The organism is Anaerotruncus sp. 1XD42-93 (assembly GCF_009917605.1).
Classification (GTDB): domain Bacteria; phylum Bacillota; class Clostridia; order Oscillospirales; family Ruminococcaceae; genus Anaerotruncus.
The window spans coordinates 11,125-30,045 of the sequence record NZ_QZEG01000036.1; the positions used below are offsets into that span (position 1 = coordinate 11,125).

The 18,921-nt window shown below is 50.4% G+C and carries 21 protein-coding genes; 7 read left to right on the top strand and 14 right to left on the bottom strand.

What is annotated here, in order from left to right; all coding sequences use genetic code 11:
• Positions 1-3: 3 nt before the first annotated feature.
• The 7 genes from brxC to D5269_RS12235 are packed head-to-tail and all read right to left on the bottom strand — an operon-like array spanning position 4 to position 8,146.
• The gene (brxC, locus tag D5269_RS12205; protein ID WP_120485839.1) at positions 4-3,540 is read right to left on the bottom strand and encodes a BREX system P-loop protein BrxC; all 3,537 of its coding nucleotides are present in this window, start codon (positions 3,538-3,540) and stop codon (positions 4-6) included.
• Between the two features lie 14 nt (positions 3,541-3,554).
• Positions 3,555-4,112: a DUF1788 domain-containing protein gene (locus D5269_RS12210; protein ID WP_120485840.1), complete on the bottom strand. Its 558-nt coding sequence runs from the start codon at positions 4,110-4,112 to the stop codon at positions 3,555-3,557.
• Between the two features lie 13 nt (positions 4,113-4,125).
• A complete protein-coding gene (locus tag D5269_RS12215) occupies positions 4,126-4,752 on the bottom strand; it encodes a DUF1819 family protein (RefSeq protein WP_120485841.1) in 627 nt (208 codons plus the stop codon).
• Positions 4,753-4,772: 20 nt separating this feature from the next.
• On the bottom strand, positions 4,773-5,057 hold the full coding sequence (locus tag D5269_RS12220; RefSeq protein WP_120485842.1) for a helix-turn-helix transcriptional regulator: 285 nt from the start codon (positions 5,055-5,057) through the stop codon (positions 4,773-4,775).
• A 24-nt stretch (positions 5,058-5,081) separates the two neighbouring features.
• Positions 5,082-6,734 (bottom strand): DUF2326 domain-containing protein, encoded by a 1,653-nt coding sequence (locus D5269_RS12225; RefSeq protein WP_158604974.1) that lies wholly within the window; start codon positions 6,732-6,734, stop codon positions 5,082-5,084.
• Complete coding sequence (locus D5269_RS12230) at positions 6,724-6,909, bottom strand: ABC-three component system middle component 7 (RefSeq protein WP_243150800.1); 186 nt, start codon at positions 6,907-6,909, stop codon at positions 6,724-6,726. The genes D5269_RS12225 and D5269_RS12230 overlap by 11 nt, the downstream gene beginning before the upstream one ends.
• Positions 6,910-6,934: 25 nt before the next feature.
• A complete protein-coding gene (locus D5269_RS12235; protein WP_147407984.1) occupies positions 6,935-8,146 on the bottom strand; it encodes an ABC-three component system protein in 1,212 nt (403 codons plus the stop codon).
• Between the two features lie 424 nt (positions 8,147-8,570).
• On the opposite strand from D5269_RS12235, the gene D5269_RS12240 reads away from it, so the two are divergent.
• The 6 genes from D5269_RS12240 to D5269_RS12265 all read left to right on the top strand — a co-directional run bounded on the left by D5269_RS12240 (position 8,571) and on the right by D5269_RS12265 (position 12,338).
• Positions 8,571-8,858 (top strand): helix-turn-helix transcriptional regulator, encoded by a 288-nt coding sequence (locus D5269_RS12240; protein WP_120485846.1) that lies wholly within the window; start codon positions 8,571-8,573, stop codon positions 8,856-8,858.
• A gap of 512 nt (positions 8,859-9,370) precedes the next feature.
• Complete coding sequence (locus D5269_RS12245) at positions 9,371-9,763, top strand: type II toxin-antitoxin system PemK/MazF family toxin (protein WP_120485847.1); 393 nt, start codon at positions 9,371-9,373, stop codon at positions 9,761-9,763.
• Positions 9,763-10,707 (top strand): hypothetical protein, encoded by a 945-nt coding sequence (locus tag D5269_RS12250; RefSeq protein WP_120485848.1) that lies wholly within the window; start codon positions 9,763-9,765, stop codon positions 10,705-10,707. Before D5269_RS12245 ends, D5269_RS12250 begins: the two co-directional genes overlap by 1 nt.
• On the top strand, positions 10,704-11,483 hold the full coding sequence (locus D5269_RS12255) for a DUF6551 family protein (RefSeq protein ID WP_120485849.1): 780 nt from the start codon (positions 10,704-10,706) through the stop codon (positions 11,481-11,483). Before D5269_RS12250 ends, D5269_RS12255 begins: the two co-directional genes overlap by 4 nt.
• Before the next feature lie 146 nt (positions 11,484-11,629).
• Positions 11,630-11,869: a DUF6870 family protein gene (locus D5269_RS12260; protein WP_120485850.1), complete on the top strand. Its 240-nt coding sequence runs from the start codon at positions 11,630-11,632 to the stop codon at positions 11,867-11,869.
• A gap of 148 nt (positions 11,870-12,017) precedes the next feature.
• Positions 12,018-12,338: a recombinase family protein gene (locus D5269_RS12265; protein WP_120485851.1), complete on the top strand. Its 321-nt coding sequence runs from the start codon at positions 12,018-12,020 to the stop codon at positions 12,336-12,338.
• Positions 12,339-12,368: 30 nt separating this feature from the next.
• On the opposite strand, the gene D5269_RS12270 is transcribed toward D5269_RS12265, so the two are convergent.
• The 7 genes from D5269_RS12270 to D5269_RS12300 all read right to left on the bottom strand — a co-directional run bounded on the left by D5269_RS12270 (position 12,369) and on the right by D5269_RS12300 (position 18,110).
• Complete coding sequence (locus D5269_RS12270) at positions 12,369-13,880, bottom strand: recombinase family protein (protein ID WP_120485852.1); 1,512 nt, start codon at positions 13,878-13,880, stop codon at positions 12,369-12,371.
• A gap of 89 nt (positions 13,881-13,969) precedes the next feature.
• Positions 13,970-14,152, bottom strand: coding sequence for a hypothetical protein (locus tag D5269_RS12275; protein WP_120485853.1), 183 nt, complete (start codon positions 14,150-14,152; stop codon positions 13,970-13,972).
• Positions 14,153-14,381: 229 nt separating this feature from the next.
• Complete coding sequence (locus D5269_RS12280) at positions 14,382-14,729, bottom strand: replication initiator protein A (protein ID WP_120485854.1); 348 nt, start codon at positions 14,727-14,729, stop codon at positions 14,382-14,384.
• Between the two features lie 150 nt (positions 14,730-14,879).
• Complete coding sequence (locus D5269_RS12285) at positions 14,880-15,248, bottom strand: cysteine-rich VLP domain-containing protein (RefSeq protein ID WP_120485855.1); 369 nt, start codon at positions 15,246-15,248, stop codon at positions 14,880-14,882.
• A 492-nt stretch (positions 15,249-15,740) separates the two neighbouring features.
• On the bottom strand, positions 15,741-16,139 hold the full coding sequence (locus tag D5269_RS12290; protein ID WP_120485857.1) for a sigma factor-like helix-turn-helix DNA-binding protein: 399 nt from the start codon (positions 16,137-16,139) through the stop codon (positions 15,741-15,743).
• 378 nt (positions 16,140-16,517) lie between these two features.
• Complete coding sequence (locus D5269_RS12295; protein WP_120485859.1) at positions 16,518-16,715, bottom strand: cysteine-rich KTR domain-containing protein; 198 nt, start codon at positions 16,713-16,715, stop codon at positions 16,518-16,520.
• 18 nt (positions 16,716-16,733) lie between these two features.
• Positions 16,734-18,110: an MATE family efflux transporter gene (locus D5269_RS12300; RefSeq protein ID WP_120485860.1), complete on the bottom strand. Its 1,377-nt coding sequence runs from the start codon at positions 18,108-18,110 to the stop codon at positions 16,734-16,736.
• 120 nt (positions 18,111-18,230) lie between these two features.
• On the opposite strand from D5269_RS12300, the gene D5269_RS12305 reads away from it, so the two are divergent.
• Positions 18,231-18,755 carry a PadR family transcriptional regulator gene (locus tag D5269_RS12305; protein ID WP_120485861.1) on the top strand — a complete coding sequence of 175 codons (525 nt, stop codon included), beginning with the start codon at positions 18,231-18,233 and terminating at the stop codon, positions 18,753-18,755.
• The last annotated feature ends 166 nt before the right edge of the window (positions 18,756-18,921 follow it).

Below are 18,921 nucleotides of genomic sequence, written 5' to 3' on the forward strand. Positions count from 1 at the left end.
CCTTTAACTCAGCCTGATTCCGTCGCAGCCATTCAGAAGCTGTTTCATCTGTGTGCGGACTTTCTCCACATAAGCGTCAATGTCAGCCTCGGTTTCCAAAGTCTTTGCCGGAAACATTGCCTGCCGGTGGATGGTTTTGATGACCTTTTTCGGGGCAGGAGCGGGAGTCTGTCCTCCCGTAACAGGCGGTGTAACGACAGGCGGTTTCTGCAAGGTCTCGATACGGTCGCAAGCCTCATCCTTGTACTGCCACATGGGAGGCACAAGACCGTCCAGGAGCGCCAGCACCTTCGTTTCGGCAATCTGCGCTTTCTTCTGTGCGAAGAAGGTGTCCGCCTTGTCGGAGATGGCTCTTGCGTTCGCGTCATTCCCCGCAGCGGTGTGAATCTCCGCCATGCACTGGCGGACGATCTCAAGCAGCTCGGCGCGTTTCTCCTCAAGCATTGCGCCATGCTTTTCACGCACGGTAGCCATCAGCCCGTTCAGTTCGGGAATGCGGGCATAGTTGAAACTGCCGCCGGTCGGCATCATCGTGATAAGCCGGATGGTGTTGAGCGCCTTGTTCGCTTCCTCGTTCTTTGCGATGTAGTCCAGATCGACACGCAGGTCGGATTCATACTTCACAGCGGAGTCGAAAAGTGACACCTGGTTTTTGAAGAAGCTCTCCACATTCTGCATTTTGTCCTTCAGACCGTAGAGGTCATCCTCTTTCTTGATAATACGATCGATGAGCGCCGTGTTGTCCCTCTGCTGGGAGAGGATGTCCTTCATCGCATCGACCGCAGAGGACACCAGTCCCATGTCCGGGTATTTATGTCCTTCATAGCGGGCAAGCAGGCCCTCGTAATGCTTCTGCTCATCGGAGAATTTCTCCACGATATGAGCAATCAGACCGTCCTCGTCCTCCGGCACATCCATCTCATCGAAATAGTCACGAAGGAACTCCCTGACCTCACGAATCTTCTGAATAGATACGACCTGTCTCTTGGAGATGGAAGTCCTGCCGATCTCACTCTTTTTGCGGAGCATATCCGGGAGCTTCGGGTCTGTTGGCTGGATCGTAGTGCCGCCATATTTGATGGTGACTTTCTGGTCATGGATCAACTGCGCCACAACAGCGGCGATGTCGATTTCTTTCCAGCCATAAGGAATCGCTTGGTAGCGGCTCTGCACATCCGCCATAGAAGTGGGTAAATTGCGGATATGCTGCATTTCAAGGTATTCTTCGACCTTTGCCGCCGCATCACGGTTTGGCTCTGTGCTGGGGAGCATATCCACCCCGCCAGTCAGAACAGTTATAATATCGGCATCGGTTTCTGCATTCCTGCGAATAAGGTTCAAGTCGCTGTACACATGGGTGACGAGGTATTCCAAAGCCTGGTCGAGTTTGCTCTTGGCATCGCCGCCCTTAATCTCGATATGTTCTCCGTCTACATAGAACTCGGCGGTCTCGATGGCTTTCTTAAGGTCTTCGGCTGCCGTGATCTCAAACTTGCCCGCCTCGTCCTGGTGGTCACGGATGATATCCTGGACGGATTTTGGGAGTTGAGCTACATTGCGCTGCTTCACATACTTGCGGATTTTCATTGCGTTTTCCAGCGATTCGTAGTAAGGCGTATCGGAAAGCACAACTACTGCCTGCCCGGAGGACTCTACCATCAAACGAAGCTCGGACTTCTCCACGGTGTCCGTGGCAACGGTGAGAATGCGAAGGCGCATACCGCCTGTCACCGCACCAACCGTCATGGTATCTACCATCTGGTCAAAGGCAAAGTCATACTTGCCGTATCTGTACTTTTTGGTGGTGTAGATATCACCGAAGATTATGTGACCGATGCGCTCCACGATGGATGCGGTATCCACGGTCGTATTTCTGTAAATCTCACGCTGAATATCTTGTTCCTCATCGGTGAGGAAGTTGTAAACCTCACCCGTGCGGCCGATGTAGTTCTGGCTCATCAGTCGGTCAAGGCTGCCATGTACCTGCTCACGCATAATGATTTTGTCCAAGCGTATGTCATCCGCCATAAGGATAACAATATTATCAAGGTTTGCCTTCATGTCATCGACATAGCGCACGAGATAAAGGAGCTTCAGCACATCCACATCCTGCGACTCGATTCCGTTGCCATCAGCCGCTGCACGTTCGCATCGTTCGATAACACGGCGGATAGAACTGTCAAGGAAGGTATGTACAGTATCGTAAAAGAGGTAGAATGGAGCAAGTGCGTACTCGTCTTTACCCTTGATTTTCTGTGCTGCCTCCTGGAAACCAGAGAGCATAGAACGCTCACCGCCGGAGAGGTGTTTGCCAGAATTGCCGTGCTTGCGGATTTCGGCGAATACCTTCTGCATTAAAATGAACTGGTACGGCACAAATGGGAAGTTCCGCACAAATTCTCCGGCACCATTATACCCCTTGATATCCAGTATGGCATCTGTAAAGCTGAAGAGGTTACGTAGCACAGAGTCGTTTGCTGTGTATACCTGTTCCAGTTTTTTTTCTGCCTCCGGCTTTTTCAAAAGGATACGCTTCTGAATAACCTCATCTGCGGATGCAGAAGAGAGGGACAATCTTGTCTTAAAGCGCGCCTGAATGCGGGAAAACTCATTTTCACGGGCTTTGATGATCTCATCAATGGCTTCCTGTCCGGTGCAGACTACCCACACCTTGCCTTCACATTCGCTACCGATTTTCTCGACAAGGGACTGAAGATTGATAAGAAGATCAGTATCGCCGCCAACATACTGACCGACCTCATCGATCATAAACAGGAGACGGAAGTCTGCGGGTTGGGAATCAACATACTCTTTGATCTCGGAAACAAGCTGTGCAATGGATGTCTCCACGGTCTCGGTTCCGTTGAACCAGTTCTTGGCGGCACTTTCGCTCATTTCGAGAACCTGCTGCAACGTCTCCACGACATCATCCTCAAAGAACGCAAAGGCATCGCGGGACTCAAGCCAGGATGCGCCGTTCTTTTCTTCAAAAATACGGCGGAACTCTTCGGTCTTGCCTTTCTTGGCAATGAACTGCTCCAGCTTTGCAACCTTCAGATTCTCTCCGTAGAATCCGAGGTAGTTATAGAACATCTTCGCAAACACACGAAGCACAGCTGTCTTGTCCTTATTGATGGAGCCTTCGATATCAATATTGAACAGGATGGTATCGGTCTTGCCCTTGGTGGCGTTATCAATCAGCATGAAGGTCGCAGGATCATCAGCGAACTTCTTGCGGAAACGCTCAACTGTACGCTCTCCCTGAACTTCTTTATTCTCAAGAAGATAGGACAGCATTTTCAGAAAGTGAGATTTACCGCTTCCAAAGAAGCCGGAAATCCAAACGCCGATATCAGCCGTCTTTTCCTGGAAGGAGTCACCGTAATTGTTAAAAAAGGTAATGACGTGTTTCTTCAGTTCTCTCGTGATAACATATTCATTTAATTCCTGCACGAGGACATCGCTTGCGTCCTGGTCGACCTTAACGACGCCGTTGATCTTACGATTAATGTCCTCTTGGAACATTTTCTCAATTTTCATAGCGCAGCACCTCTTTATACGACATTGAATGCCCTGTAGTATGGGTTAGGCTTCAGTTTATCAAACAGCTTTACATAACGCCCGTCGAAAGTTCCCGGATACATGACCAAGATGGGTATGTCCGAAAAATGCGGCTGCATAGCGTCAAGCAGTGAGTGGACTCGGATAAAAGGGAAGGCTTCTCCGACACCGGTAATTAGAACCACATCTCCCAGTTTGTGAGGCTCATACTGCATTTTACCGATGAACGCTACATTGTTAGCCATACGTATCATCTGATCCAGAATGAACTGCTTTCCTTTTTTCTCCTCCTGTGAAGGAATCCTTTCTGTGATGCGTTTGTCATCGCAGATGGAGAGGAACACCTTGTAGAGGTTGTATTCAATGAGATGACACGAAAGGCTCTGGTCGGTCACCAGTTTTTCCGTAAAGTGCCGAACTGCCATCTCGTCCTTTGGGTCGTAGCAGAAGATGCGTATATTGACCTCGTTGGATAGTCCTTTTCCCTCAAGGAACTCTCGGCTTTGTATCAGTCCCCGAAGTGAATCGAGGCGCTCATTAACATCACTCATTTTCAAATTCTCCTTATGTCAAACAATTAAATGCCGGGAGTACGATTTCCTGCCCATCTTCGCGGATAGCGTTTTCGAGCAGAGGACTAATCAGTACGGGATTCAGATGATCCGCATCTGTGCTGTCAAGGTACTTATTTTCTATCAACATTTTCATTAGCACCTGCCTGACCTTGGTAATGGTTGAGTTACTCCATGTGGCTACCCAATCATCCTGTTCCTGCAGACGCATGAAAAATACATTCAAATCCATCTTACTAAATGAACTGTCCAATTTACGGTATTTATCTCCGACAACCGTTAGCATAAAATCCCATACCAGGCGATACTGGCACATCATGGCATACAAACAGACCTGTTTCGCAACATCGCTGGGCTGTGTGGCGATGGCGGCAATGAGCGTGTCATCCTCCATAGATTCAAGTCTTCTGATACAGGCAAGCGCCATTTTGCGGACGGATTTTTCCGTCGGGTACTGAAACAGATTCTCTGAAACAATCCGTTCTACCACTTCGTTTTTATCCAGTCCTTCGTTCATCAGCTTTGCCGTTGTACGCATTTCATAGAACAGAAACTGCTCTCTGGTCATGGCGGCGTTATATGGACTGGCGGTTTTTAATGCCTTAAGGCATTTGTCCATAATGGTTTTCTCCCTTTTACTCACACGGTTCCCCTATTCCGAAAATTCATCTGTAAATCTGCCGCATCCGTATCTTCTTGCATTACGGTCGAACCAGCAGTTTCATTTTTGGTAAATTCCATAATATCACCGACATCACAGTTCAGCGCATTACAAATTTTGAGAAGAACTTCCGTATTGATATTGCCTCCATGACCGAGCTTTGCGATTGATGTGGCGCTGATGCCAGCCATCTCGCAAAGATCCTTTTTTTTAATGCCTTTGTCAATCAGCAGTTTGAAGAGCTTGTTGTAACTGAATCGCATGATTGCCTCCTGTGCGTTTTTCACTTATTGTTCTACATTTTCATCATTCCAAGTGCGTCCAAACAGGGCACCGTCTCCAGGGCCAAGATGCAACACCTTTGTATCTTCCATAATCTTCTGCGTTTTCGATGTATATGAGCCTTCCTTGTCCATAGCGATGAACACCTGTTTTTGAGTGTCTGCATATAGCTCTATGATTTTCTCCATCGCTTCATCCTCAATATGCTTCAGCATAACCGAGTCGTGCGCAATCACTGGCAGCCGGGTAAGGGATAACATTGCCAAGTCAAATACGACCAAGCCTTTATACTGCGTCCCAGTACCGCCATCTCTCGGTGTAAAGAACACATAATGAGAAGCATCGTTTATTGTGAGAGTCGGTGCGGTTTTCCGTCCGCTGTAGATCACATCGTTGATTCGCTTCATCTCACCATTGATTTCTTGCTGCATAATAGCAATCTGCTCGACAACAAGTCGATCTAATTCTGCCTTGTATGCCTTGGCTGTTTCGGCCAGTTCGGCGGTCTTTATATAATTTTCGTTTGCAGCCCTCAGTGTCTTCAGTTCCTTATCAATGGCCGCATATTGCTCCAGCACGGTTTTGGAAAGATCTGTTGTCACTGCCATCTGAGCAATTTGCGCTTCAATCTGAGTCATTTCTGTCTCAATCAGAGCAAGGGTCGCTTGCATATTCTCTTCGGTTTCGGCAAACTCCTTTTTTAATATGTTTGCCAACTTTTTATGAAAATCCTCTATGGCCTCGATTCGTTGCAGATCTACCTCTGGGAAAAAGCGGAGAAGGTCATCATAGTTTCGTTTGAATCCTCTTTTTCCCCAATCCTGATCGGCACGAATGGCCCGAAGCTGCGACAAAAGCCGCGACTTCTGCCTCTTGAAATTCGACAGTCTCCCTTGCATGATAGAAAGCTGCTCTGCTTGCATAGAATCCAAATCCAGTAGTCCACTGGAGCTTTTTCGTGCCAGTTCTTCCGCCTGCTCAGTCAGTTCTGCAATGCGTGTTTCGTTTTGTTCGTACTCTGACTGTTTTGTAATAAAAGGAATATACTGATATTTTTGTGCCTTTCTAAAGGTAGAATATTTGTCTGTTGCTTCCGCCGTGATTCTGGACTGTGCCACAATACCCGAATACAAGTCTGCCAGTTTGAGCAGTCCTTCAATAGCTGCCTGGGCTTTTTCCTGTTTTGCCTGATGTAGAGGATGCTCTTCATCCAGAGTTTCGCGCTTGTATATCCGCATAGACCTACCTACAGCATTTCTGAAGCTCAATCCACTCAAGTCCATATCGTAATGCGTTTGCAGGAACGACAGGTACTGATTCAGAGAAATCAACCCGCCCTCAAGCGGTCGGTAATCCTCATCGCATTTCTGCACATTTTTATAATCCACATTGGAACGGGAGAAGTAGTAAATCCTATTTGTAAACTGAAAAGCAAAGCAAATCCTATGTTCCCCGACTTCCGTCTGGACATCTGCCAGCTTTTCAATATAATCATCGCCGCCGAAAGCAAAGTCGATAATCATCAGAAAAGTGGACTTCCCAATCGAATTTGATCCTGAATCACTGCCTAATATCGTATTTAAGCCAGCGTGAAGGGAAATACGACCGCGCGGCTTTCCGTGACTGGTGAATTTGTCACACATAACTTCAATCAACATAGCGCAGCACACCTTCTTCCTCATTCAACTCAATTTTTCCCAATGCAAATAGGCAATCCAATATTTCCAAAAACTCGCCTACATCTGCAACTTTGGATTTGACCTTTCTATAAAGCACATCTGGTTTCAGATCCTCTGTTTCCAAGCCAGACAGCACAGCTGGAAACTTTGCCAATATACTCGCCTTGTAAGGCGTAACCTTACTTGGGAATTTCACGGAACACCTCACAGTTCTGTATAAAATATGCGACCACAATGTGACAGGCTCGCATATTCCTGTTACCTACGCCGGATTTGTTTTTTATCCATTCAGCCAGTTGTTCAACAATCTCATCCTGAGACAGTTGGCCGGTATCAAGTTTTTTGTATGCTACCTCGATTTCGGAAGCAATCAAATCAAAATCTCCTGTGCCATCGCGATCCATTGCCGAAAAAAGATTATCAATAAAATTATAGTACCGTAGCACTCGTGTTGTCTCATCGTTTTTCAGAAGGCGATTTTCCGGTAGAATCTTCTGATCCAATCGCAAAGCATCAAGTGACAGTTCCTCTAATTCCGTATCATCCGTAATCCCAGCTAAGCCATACAGCACATTTTGAATTTCGTCTTCAAGTGTGGCATCGTTGATATCTACCCTTAGAGAGTATGTAGAAGATAAGCGGTCTTTTATTTCCCGTAACCGGAAATAATCCTCCGCTGTCGGCTCGACCATATATTCCTCCGCGTGATCTCTGCACAACACAATCCTGTTTCCAGGCGCATCAATTTTTTTCGGTTTCGGGATTGGATCAAACTCCGATACAACAGCGGAAATGTCATCGGGGTAGATTTTTATGACTTCATATTTCTTAACAGGTGTATTTTTCACATAATCCACAAGCGGTGCATGGCAAAGTGGACACTCATAATCCGCTTCAGCCAACAAAGGGATATCATCGCTGACAATGGACGAATTTGATACCCGGTTTTCCCGGTTGATTATATAAATCAGCATTTGTCCAAGGAACTCGGCCTCTTTTCCGTTTTTGAGGAGCGCCGTCAGTTCCTTTTTCTTTTTGATAGCAATTATCGTATCCGCCTCTACCGCTTTTCCCATCGCTTCAAACATATCATCGCTGAGAATTGGATTCAGATAAGGAATCACATTTGCTGTGCAATGCTTTATGGCCTCAGTTACTACCTTCTTTGTAGTACAAGCGTTCTTAATCGCTTTTGGGACATCCACCTTGCGCTTAAGGAGATCGCTGACCAGTGACGGCGCAATATTGACTGGATTTCCCTTTTTATCCGCAACACCGGGCATATCCGTTATCCAACTCAACAAGAGTCCAACGACATCTTTGTCATCATTGGGTGGTTGTATGCCACTTTGCAGGCATTTTGCAAATTCAGCGAAGCAAAGCTCTGTCACTGCGACTTTCCCTCCTAACTTGAACTTTATCCGAAGTTCACTCGAACTCCACGCTAAATACTTCTGGGTTGTGATTCCCTAAAATAATAAGCGAGATAAGGCAATGGCCGGTAGATGCGGACATTACTTATCCATTATACAGCGTTTTTTCGCAAAGGTCAATATAATTTTGCGTTCGCAGAATTATTTTTCCTGCTGCACTTCATATTTGGCGTTTGCGAAGAAACGAAAATCATGCCAGAGTGCGCAATTTGGCAGGATATCTCATAGGTCTTCGGTCCGCCGAGATGATAGCGGCGGATAGGCTTGGAGAGATAACCTTACCTTATTGCGCTCTTTTGGCTCTGAAAGTGCGCGTGTATCTTTCCACAGACCTCCAGACTTATCCTGCCATGATTGCGCTCCGATGAAGGAGAGTTATGTCATGTATTACGACACTTGCAGGAGCGGAAAACGCATTCAGGAACTTCGCAAAGCCCATGAAATGACACAGGCACAACTGGCGGAGGCCCTGAGCATCAGCCTGGACCATCTGAGAAAAATCGAGGGCGGGCAGCGGGGATGCTCTGTCGATCTGCTGATTACCCTCGCCGCAGCGTTTGATGTGAGCTTGGACTTCCTTGTCCTGGGCCGGGGCGGTTCCGTCACGGCGGCGCGGGACAAGCTTCAGACATTGATTGACGAGCTTACAGCCCTGAAAGAGGGGCTATAAGGGCGGGATGCCCTTAAAGGGTCGCTTTCCGGGAGGAAGATGCCCTGCCCGTCCCTCTGAAAAGGAGCGGATTTCCCCTACAATTAAATCATCAGCCGGGGCGACCCGCTGGTGTGGACTTTGAAAACTGAATATCCAGTCATCAGGAAGTCCTGGAAACAGGACCACGTTACTGTCTGAAATAGCCTGTGCAGCGGAGCGCCATGATCCCCGGTTTTGGGAGGAGCGATCCATCCGACTGAAAATGCCAAGTTGCTCTTGGCCCGGCGATGACAACAGACAGCGATAATGATACTTCCGTAACTCGCGGCCCGGCCACAAAGAAGGCGGGGAGGTTAGACGCCTATGAGAGCAGCTTCGCAAGCTGACGAGCCTGATGATTCCCACGGTTCTGGGGTGTCGAGGACAAATTGGGACCAAAAACACGCTTTATGAAATTTTATGGGCGGTCTGGACGCGGTGCTTACCGCACTGGGCCGCCCATTTACATACCAGAAGAAGGAGGTATCCATATGGACCGTAATTTTCACGATTTCCACCGCGGCGAGGTCTATTACGCCGACTTGAACCCGGTAATCGGTCATGAGCAGGGAGGTGTCCGCCCGGTGCTGGTCATCCAGAATGACACAGGCAACTATCACTCCTCGACCATCATTGTGATCGCCGTGACCAGAAGGACCTTTAAGAAACCCAAGCAGCCGACCCATGTGGTGCTGGATGATGCCCAGGGGCTTGCGCCGTCCCTGTTTATGTCGGAGGTCGTCCGCACCATCGACAAGCGGCGGGTGCAGAGTTATGTGGGCAGACTCACCAAAGAGCAGATGAGGCGGGTCAACGCCGCCCTCTTGGTGAGTGTCGGGCTTGATAAGGACTACGCGCCCATTACGGGAACGGAGGTATCCTGATGGACAGGCTCATCATCGACCCGGAGTTCCGGGACAAGATACCGCCGCTGACGGAGGACGAGTTCACCTTGCTGGAGGAGAACATCCTGTCGGACGGGGCGGTCTTTTCGCCGCTCATCGTCTGGGACGGCACGATCCTGGACGGCCACAACCGCTATGAGATCATCCAGAAGCACCCGGAGCTGACCTATGCGGTCCAAAACCTGGACTTTGACAATCGGTATGAGGCTATATCCTGGATTTGCAAACACCAGCTTGGCAGGCGGAACCTGACGCCCCAGCAGAAGAAATACCTGATCGGGCAGCGGTATGAGGCGGAGAAGATGGTTGATGCCTTTCATGGTAATCAGCACACCTCAGAAGCCCGACAATCTGGTGCGGGTCAAATTGACCCGCACCAAAACACCCGTCATGTTACCCGTTCCCGGATTGCTCAGGAAACAGGGACAACTGACAGCTATGTAAAAAGGGCAGAACAGTTTGCCAAAGGTGTGGATGCCGCCGAAGAAGCCCTTCCCGGCATTAAACAGGAGATACTTACGGGAGCTATCAAGCCTCCTGAGACAGCGGTAGCCGCCGTTGCCAAGGCAGAGCCGGAGGAGCGCCCCAGACTGGCCGCTGACTTGAAGAAATCCAAGGATGACAGGGACAAGAAACCTCGCCCCGCTTACCACAAAGCCCCGCCAGCCGCTTCAAGAAAAGCCGAGATGCAGAAGATTGCGGAAATATCGGCTGAGATGGAGCGGGACAAGGCCCCCAGCACCGAGGAGAATGTACTCTGTTCCCTGGACGGCGAGATCGTATCGTTCATGGAGCTTTTTGACCGCATCTTTCAGGAATATCCCCGGCTTTTGTCGGACAGCCATTACAGGCAGGAACTCATCCAGATCATGCAGAAAATGAAGCAGTATATCGCAGACATCGAAGGAGGATGCACAGAATGAACAGCAGGAACCTTTTTTGCCGGGAGCTTCCCATCAACAGCGCGGAACTGAAGATCCCCCGCACTACTTATCAGCGTGAACTGAACGAGGACCGGGTCCGCAGGATCGCCGCCGAGTTCGATGAGCGCATCGCCAACGAGCCGAAGGTGAGCTGCCGGGACGGCCGCTACTATGTGTTCGACGGCCAGCACACCATCGCCGCCCGGAAACTGCTCAACGGCGGGCGGGACCTGCCCATCCGCTGCAAGGTGTTCTACGGCCTGACCGAGAGCGATGAGGCGCTACTGTTCGCCCAGCAGACGGGAGCCTCCGCCAGCCTGACCGCCGGGGCGAAGTTCCGGGCGCTGGTCTACGGCGGCGATGAGGACGCGATGGCGTTCCTGAAAGCAACGGAGGCCGTGGGCCTCTATGTGGACTACAAGCAGACCAGGGGCGCGAAGCGGCTGGCCTGCATCAGCACCGCCTTCGGCTTGTTCCAGAAGGTCGGGGACGGGGTGTACCGGGAGGCGATGCAGTCCATCGTGGACGCCTGGAAGGGCGACCCGGACTCCCTCCGGGCGGAGACGGTGCAGGGCGTGGTGGAGTTCGTGGACCTCTACCGCGGGGAGTACAGCCGCAAACGGCTGGTGGCACGGCTGCGCCAGATGGACCCGGTGGTAATCTTCCGGGAGGGCCGGGCCATGACGAGCCTGCCGGGGTATAAGCGGTATCTCTACCAGGTGTACCGCATCTACAACGGCTCCAGCGCAAAGACCGCCCTGCCCATGAAGTTCTGAGAAATCTGGGGAAAGCGTCTGCCTTTTGAGGTGGGCGCTTTTCTCTGTTCTATAAAAGTTTGTCCCTCCCATAAGATGTTGGGAGAGGCCAAAGGACGCAGTACCCAAAGGCTGAAAAGCCCTTTTGGGGGATCGGAGGTGTTGCCATGACAGAGGCGATGAAGGACATCGACCTCCGCAAGGTGAATAAGGCGGCGCTCCGTGACCGCAGTACGGTCCATATCGACCCGGATGCTCCCACCGAGGAGCGCATCCGGGCGTGGATCGAGCAGCTCGGCAACCCCTATGTCTATCTGGACGGAGGGGTGGTGGTGAAGCTGAGCTTTGCGGACAGGGACGAGACCATCGAGGAGCGTATCAACTCCCTCTACCTTGCCGGGGCCTGACATCCTTAACAAACAGGGCGACCCGGCGCTACAATGTGTCCGGGTCAAAAAAAGGAACCGCATCACAGGGCCAGCGGCTTTGTGTTCCGTTCCCATACGGGACAGGGGCCTTCGGTTTTCTGACAGACAGACGACAAGGAGGTTCAAAATGTCCAACAAAATCTATAAGACCGGCATCTATGCCCGGTTATCCAGAGAGGATGCTGACCGCATGGAATCCAACAGCATCCAAAGCCAGCGGGCCATCTGTCTGGCTTACATAGAGGGCCACGACGACCTTGAGCTGGTGGATACCTACATCGACGATGGGGAGACCGGCAGCAATACGGACCGTCCCGGCTTTCAGAGGATGATCCAGGATATGCGTTCCGGGCGCATCGACTGCGCCGTCAGCAAGGACCTGAGCAGATTTTCACGGAACTATATCGACGCCGGAAACTATCTGGAACTACACTGGACAAGGACATAAAAAGATACTGGCCTGACGGTATGCCCGCCGTCAGATTTTCCACTCAATTTGCAGTTTCTCGCTGGTGGCACGAATGATGGTAATCATCAAATCCACCACCTGCTGCTTGTCCTCAAAGCTGACGTTTTCCCAATCATCCAGGTAATTGGAAATCGTGTCAATCTGCTCCGGGGACACCGCTTCGGCGGTCAACTTGGCAATCTCGCTGGCAAGGGCTTGACGGCGGCTGTCCAATTCCTCAATCTTGGCATTGGCGTAGGAGATCAGCACCGGGGTCGCGCCCGTCAGCGTGTCCAGCAGCTTTTCGATCTCGCTCTCCACCTGGGCCAACTCCGTCTGCTTCGCCGTCAGCTTTGGGCTGGCGGCTTTTTTCTTTTTGCGGCCCGTCAGTGTTTTGTAGTCCTTCAGCTTCTTCACCATCTGCTGGTAAACTAACGCCTCCAACTCCCGCATTTTAATCGTGCCGCAACCGGGGCAGGATTTGTTTTCAGCGTGCTTCGTACAGCGCAGATAGAGATACCCGCAGGAGTGGGCCGACATCAAAGCGTAACCGCAATTCCCGCATTTGATTTTCCCCGCCATCCAGGTATTGCGGGCTTTTCTCGCGGGCTGGTAGCTTTGGCTCGCCATGATTTTCTTCCGCACCCGAAGCCACAACTCGGACGGGATGAAACCCTCGCTGGGGACCAACACCAACATCTGGCCTTGCAGATATTTGTGCTTGTTGTCAATATTGCCCTTACTGCGATAGTAATAGCAGCCGTTGGTTCCTGCGAAGTCGGCGACATCGTTGTAAATCTCCGTTCCCTGGCTCTTGAAAAACTCGTAGATGTCCAGGTCAGCCATTGCGTAAATTGGATTGCGGAGGATTAGGCTGATTGTTGACCTGGAAAACGGTTTTCCATAGAATGACCTCACGCCTTGGGCTGTAAGCTGAGTGGCAATGTCGTGGAGCGAAATGCGCGGGTCGATATACATATCGTACATCTTGCGAACGAACGCCGCCTCTGTCGGTTCAATCACCAGCTTCTTGGTGTGAATGCCGTCAATGATGATAGGCTCCGTCCGAAATCCATAAGGCGCTCGTCCTCCCATTTTGAAACCTCGCTGACACCGGGCATACCATGCGTCCTGCACTCGCTTCTGGATGGTTTCACGCTCTAACTGTGCGAACACAATGCAGATGTTCAGCATCGCCCGGCCCATCGGTGTGGACGTGTCGAACTTCTCTGTGGAAGAAATAAATTCCACGTTGTATTCCTGGAACAAAGCCATCATGTTTGCGAAGTCCAAAATGGAACGGCTGATGCGGTCGAGCTTGTAAACAACTACCCTGGCAATCAGCCCGCGCTTGATGTCCTCCACCAGCATTTGAAACTGGGGCCTGTCCGTATTCTTACCGCTGTAACCCTTATCTTGATACTCCCGGCAGCTTCCACCCCTCAATTCATATTTGCAAAACTCAATCTGACTTTCGATAGAAATACTATCCTTTTTGTCAATGGACTGTCTTGCATAAATCGCGTCAATTCGATTGTTCATTTTGCGCTCCCTTTCTGAAAAGAAACGGAGCTGCTGACAGCTTCATTATACCGTCAGCAGCCCCGCAAATCAATCTCTATCTGAAAAAATCACGAGGTGGGCTTCTCCCTCTGCTGGTACTTGCGAAACACCTCGTAAAGCCGCTGCTCCAACTCCCAGCGCTTCGCCGCCTCCTGCTCCGGGGAGAGGATGGGGGTGAGGTTTTCCAGCGGGATTTCCCGACCCTGGAAATTGACAATCTCGGTCTGCGTTTTGTAGCTGATATGCTCCATAGGCAACTCCTTGTTTTCAAATTTACAAACGGGCCTGTGATGTAGCTGCGGACATTTGTCCGGCGTTTGTCCGAAAAGTGGGCGCTATTTACTCCCACTCGTTTTATTTATACTTGTTATTGTTCTTATAGTTCTTATTAGAGGATAGGTTTTTTGCCTGCGTCAGCCGGGTTTCTGCCCTATTACAAGAACAGTTTTCCGGCCATGGTGAAGGACAAATTTTTATCCATCAGGGGCGGCTAAATTTTTGTCCATCAGGCAGTTTCACATAGATATGATTGGGCTTGGAAAACTGCTGCCGTTTGCGCTCAATCAGACCCGCCGCCTCCAACTCAGCCAATACATTCTTGGCAGTGGTCATGCTCTTGCCGAGCATTTCGGCTATCTTCTCAATCGGGAAAATGATATAAACTCTCCCCGCCTCGTCCGTCCACCCGTTGAGTTGGGATAGCTGCGCCCGGTCAAGCAAAAGGGTATAGGTCAGCTTGGCGGTAAGGGTCAGGCCCATGTCCATCAGGAACCAGGGAAAGAAGAAATAGGGCGGCAATTCGGTGGTTATCTTCATGTAGTCGGTCATGGTTATTAGCCTCCTTGGTGTGGGGCTGTCAGACCGCCGCTGTGGGCCGTTAGAGGCCCGTTTTCGGGGTCGGGAAGGAAATGTATCAGGCCCCCTTTGAGGGCGGTCTTGAAAGCCCTGATATTACTGCGTTTTCAGCGGGTACTTTTTCTACACATCAGCCCGGTTTTTCCTGGCCCATGTGCGTTTGCTCCGTTTCACCCGTTCTGCGGCACAGGTGGAGCAATAGAGAGTGTTGTGCCTGGGCGGGACAAACGGCCTCCCGCACTCCCGGCAGTGCCGCCGTCTGACAGAGGAAGGCGGGAACAATGCGGCGCACAGGCCGGCGTCCAGAGGAAGGACGGCGGCGCGGAACCATTTGCAGATCAGCGAGTAGGTGATACTCTGTGGACAGATACATTCCTCGCCATCGTCCAGAAGCAGACAGTTTCCGCAATCGTAGTTGCAGCACTCCCGCACCAGCCTCCGGGCTGTTCGGTACTGCTGATAGGTCATGTGGAGGATTTCCGGCGCTGTCATTTCACACGCTCCCCCGGCAAAATCCTAAAAACGTCAATTTGGCGTTTTTAGCGTGAGTGCCAATCTGGCGTTGACGATACCTGACCCGCAGGAAAGGAACAGACGCGAAGCGGGTGTTCCTTTCCTGCGGGTGTGCAAGGGGTTTGGGGAGTGCAGCTCCCCATCGCGTCCGAAGGACGCAACGCCCCAACCTGGGGTCCCCGCAAAGTCTCAGACTTTGTGGGGAAAGGAGGAGCAAGGGAGCGAGCGCAGTTTTCGCCGCAAGGCGGAAACGGAGATGAGCGGACTTTGCGACGACGCGCGCACGACACCGGAACGGTGTATAAGTGCGCCGTTGGAAACGGACGCACTCTTGCTGAAGCTGATTGATCGCTGACATCTTGACCTCCTTGGCATAGGAGGGACAAGCCGCCGAAGCAGCTTGTCCCTCCCGGTGATAGGGTGATTGCCCCTCACCTGGTAGCCATCATGCCGGGATGATCGTCAGGGCGGTCAGCGGAAAAATTTGAAAAACTTTTTCCGAACGCCCTCGATGCTGTCATAGACTGCGGCCTTGGAGCAGCCGCACCGCCGACCAATCTCCGCATAGCTGAAATCATACAGCGCATAGAGCAGAAACCGCTCCCGCTGGGTAGGTGTGCAGAGGGCCAGCACCGCCAGAATTTCATCCAGCGTTTCCTGCTGGCAGACCAATTCCTCCGGGGTGGCGCAGTAGGGCAGAACGCCCTGGGCAGCAATTATGTACTCGTCACACTCGCGCCCGTCCCAGTGCCGCCGCTGTTCCCGGTCAAGGCTCCGTTCGGTGCGTTTGGCTAGCTCCCAGAACTCGTCCAGGGTGTCAGCGTCCTCATAGGTCAGCTTGCGGCTGTATCTCTTGATGGTGATCTCCATCGTGTTGTCCTCCTGTTCAGATTTGGGGTAAGCGAAATCTGAACAGGAGGGGCGGACCTCGACACCGGGGCCGGATGGAGTGGCCCTCGGAAAAAGCAAAAGCACCCGAACAGCACAAGGCTATTCGAGCGCTGGGGATGGCAGTATGGACAGGCTGGAAACGACTATTTTCGCAACCTTGGGTGAGGTGCGCCGCTGCGGGGGTCAGGCTTTTTTTGACAAGTGCCTATCTATCCATAATCGCATGGCGGCATCCTCCTATGTGCCGCCAAAACGAAAAAAGCGGCGGCTCTGATTTCTCAAAGCCGCCGCTCCTTCTTGACTTAGCCACGACTTTTCAAATGCAGAGCCGATAACCATAGGGAAAACTTCCATATGTTATCGGCTCTGCGTCTGTGCGTCTGGCTCTATGATTGACGTATTCAGTTGTCGGACACTGATTAACATTTCCTGTTTGCATTTGGGGCAATATAGCGGAAATCGTTCAAGCACTGTATCTTTGTATACCTTTATCCGGGTTTTCCCGCCACAGGCAGGGCAGCATATCCAGTGAGAAGTATTTTGCGTTGCGTTCATTCACGCCACCTTACTTCATCAATGTTCCTGGGGTAGAGTGGAAATATGATTTTCCGCTGTCCGCAATTCTCTGTGCAGCCGAACCGCCATAAGTGCTGTGACAATAGCCGAAATGACATCTGCAATCGGCTGTGCGTAGAGAACACCACTCAATCCCAAAACCAACGGAAGTATCAAAATGACGGGGACAAAGCAAATTCCCTGGCGGCAAGCGCCCAGGACACAGCCCTCTGCGGCTTTCCCCATCACAAGGAACAGGAAGGAGTACACTGTGTAAAAGCCAAAGAGGACAAAAGAAAGTCCATTTCCCCGTAGAGCAATCGAACCGATACGAACCATCTCTGCATCTTCCTTTGTGAACAGGGACACTATTTGCGTAGAGAATACGGCAGCAACAAAACCAAAAATCACGCAAAAAATGGTAGACCAAAGGACAGCGGTTCTAATTGCCTCCCGCAGTCGGTCAAACTTTTTCGCTCCATAGCTAAATCCAGCGATAGGCTGAAATCCTTTCAGAAAACCAAAAACAATCAGCGTCCCCATTGACATGATTTTTGTAACCGGCCCCATAGCGGCCAGGGCGGAGCCTCCATATTCTTTTGCCGCACTGTTTATCATGCCAATGGAAAGGCTGGTCAGAAGTTGAAATATCAGTGTAGGAATACCGATTTTCAAAATTTCGGACATAATTTCTTTTGCAAAACAGCACTCTTTGATGCTGAAATTGAACACGCTCTTTTTCCGAAGAATGTAGCACAAATAAACCAATGTGGAGATGATTTGAGAAATTGCCGTTGCAATCGCCGCACCAGCTACGCCGAGGTTCAGCGCATAGATGAAAACAGGGTCTAAAATTACATTCAGTACCGCGCCAGCCATCAGCGCACACATAGCCGTTTTTGCCGCGCCTTCACTGGAAACGATGTTGTTCATGGTGACATTGAACACGTTGAAAATAGAGAACACGATATAGATGCGGCTGTAGGTGACTGCATAGGGTATAACGCTTTCGATTGCTCCGGCCTGTTTCAAAATCGGTTCCAGGAAGATGATAGAGAATAAGATCACGATTGCCCCAATCGAAACGCCGCTGTATATGGCTGTACTCGCTACCTTGTTCGCCGTGTCTTTGTCGCCACGGCCTAACAGCCTGGACAGATAGGCGGCAGCACCGTTCCCAAACAACAGGCCCAGCCCTACAACGATCTGCCCCAGAGGGAAGGCCACTGTAACGGCCCCCATCTGATCGGTTCCCAGCCCACCCACAAAGTAGGTATCTACCAGGTTGTAGAGCGCGTTAATGAGCATACCAATCATTGTTGGGATGCCCAGTGCCAGGAGAGCTTTGGGAATGGGCGCGCTCCCCAAAAGCGCCATTTTTTTGTTTCCGTCCATATTGTACTCCTTTCTCTTGACAGCCAGAGTCATGTGAAGTAGTATATTTTATAGTAGCTGTCAGTCAACACATACTACTATAAATTATAGTAGTTGTCAAGTGCGAAAGGAGAACTCTGCATGGCAACGATAGATTTGATTGTCCTTGGGATGCTCAAAAAGCAATCGTTGAGCGCTTACGACATTCAAAAGCTGGTGGAATACCGCAACATTTCAAAATGGGTAAAAATCAGCACACCATCCATCTACAAAAAGGTCATTCAGTTAGAAGAAAAAGGTCTGCTCCAGAGTGTCCCTGTGCGGGAGAACAATATGCCGGAAAAGGCGGTTTACTCGCTGACGGACAGCGGTGAACAGGAATTTGAACGGCTCATGGGAGAACTTTCCGCCCAGCCTATCCGTATGTTTCTGGACTTCAATGCTGTGATTGTAAATTTGGACAGTGTACCTTTGAGAATGCAAAAATCCTGCGTTGCCAATATTGAAAAAAATGTGCAGGACTTGAAATCTTATCTGGAAGAAAATCTCCGGGAAAAAGAAAATGCGCCAGAGGTTCCTGAAATCGGTATGGCTGTTTTACGACAGCAATTTGTTTTGGCTGAAACGATTGAAACCTGGATTGCAGAATTGAAAAAGCGATTTTAGCGGCTAATTTTCAGGCAAGCAAAAAAGAAAAAAGGGGCAAGGAAATCACAGATCAATGTGGTTTCCCCGCCTCTTTTTGTAACTATTCTGCGAAATAAGAACCTGTATTCACAAGGAGAAAAGAACGTGGTAAAATAGAGATATGGAAGAAAAAGGACGGGAGTCG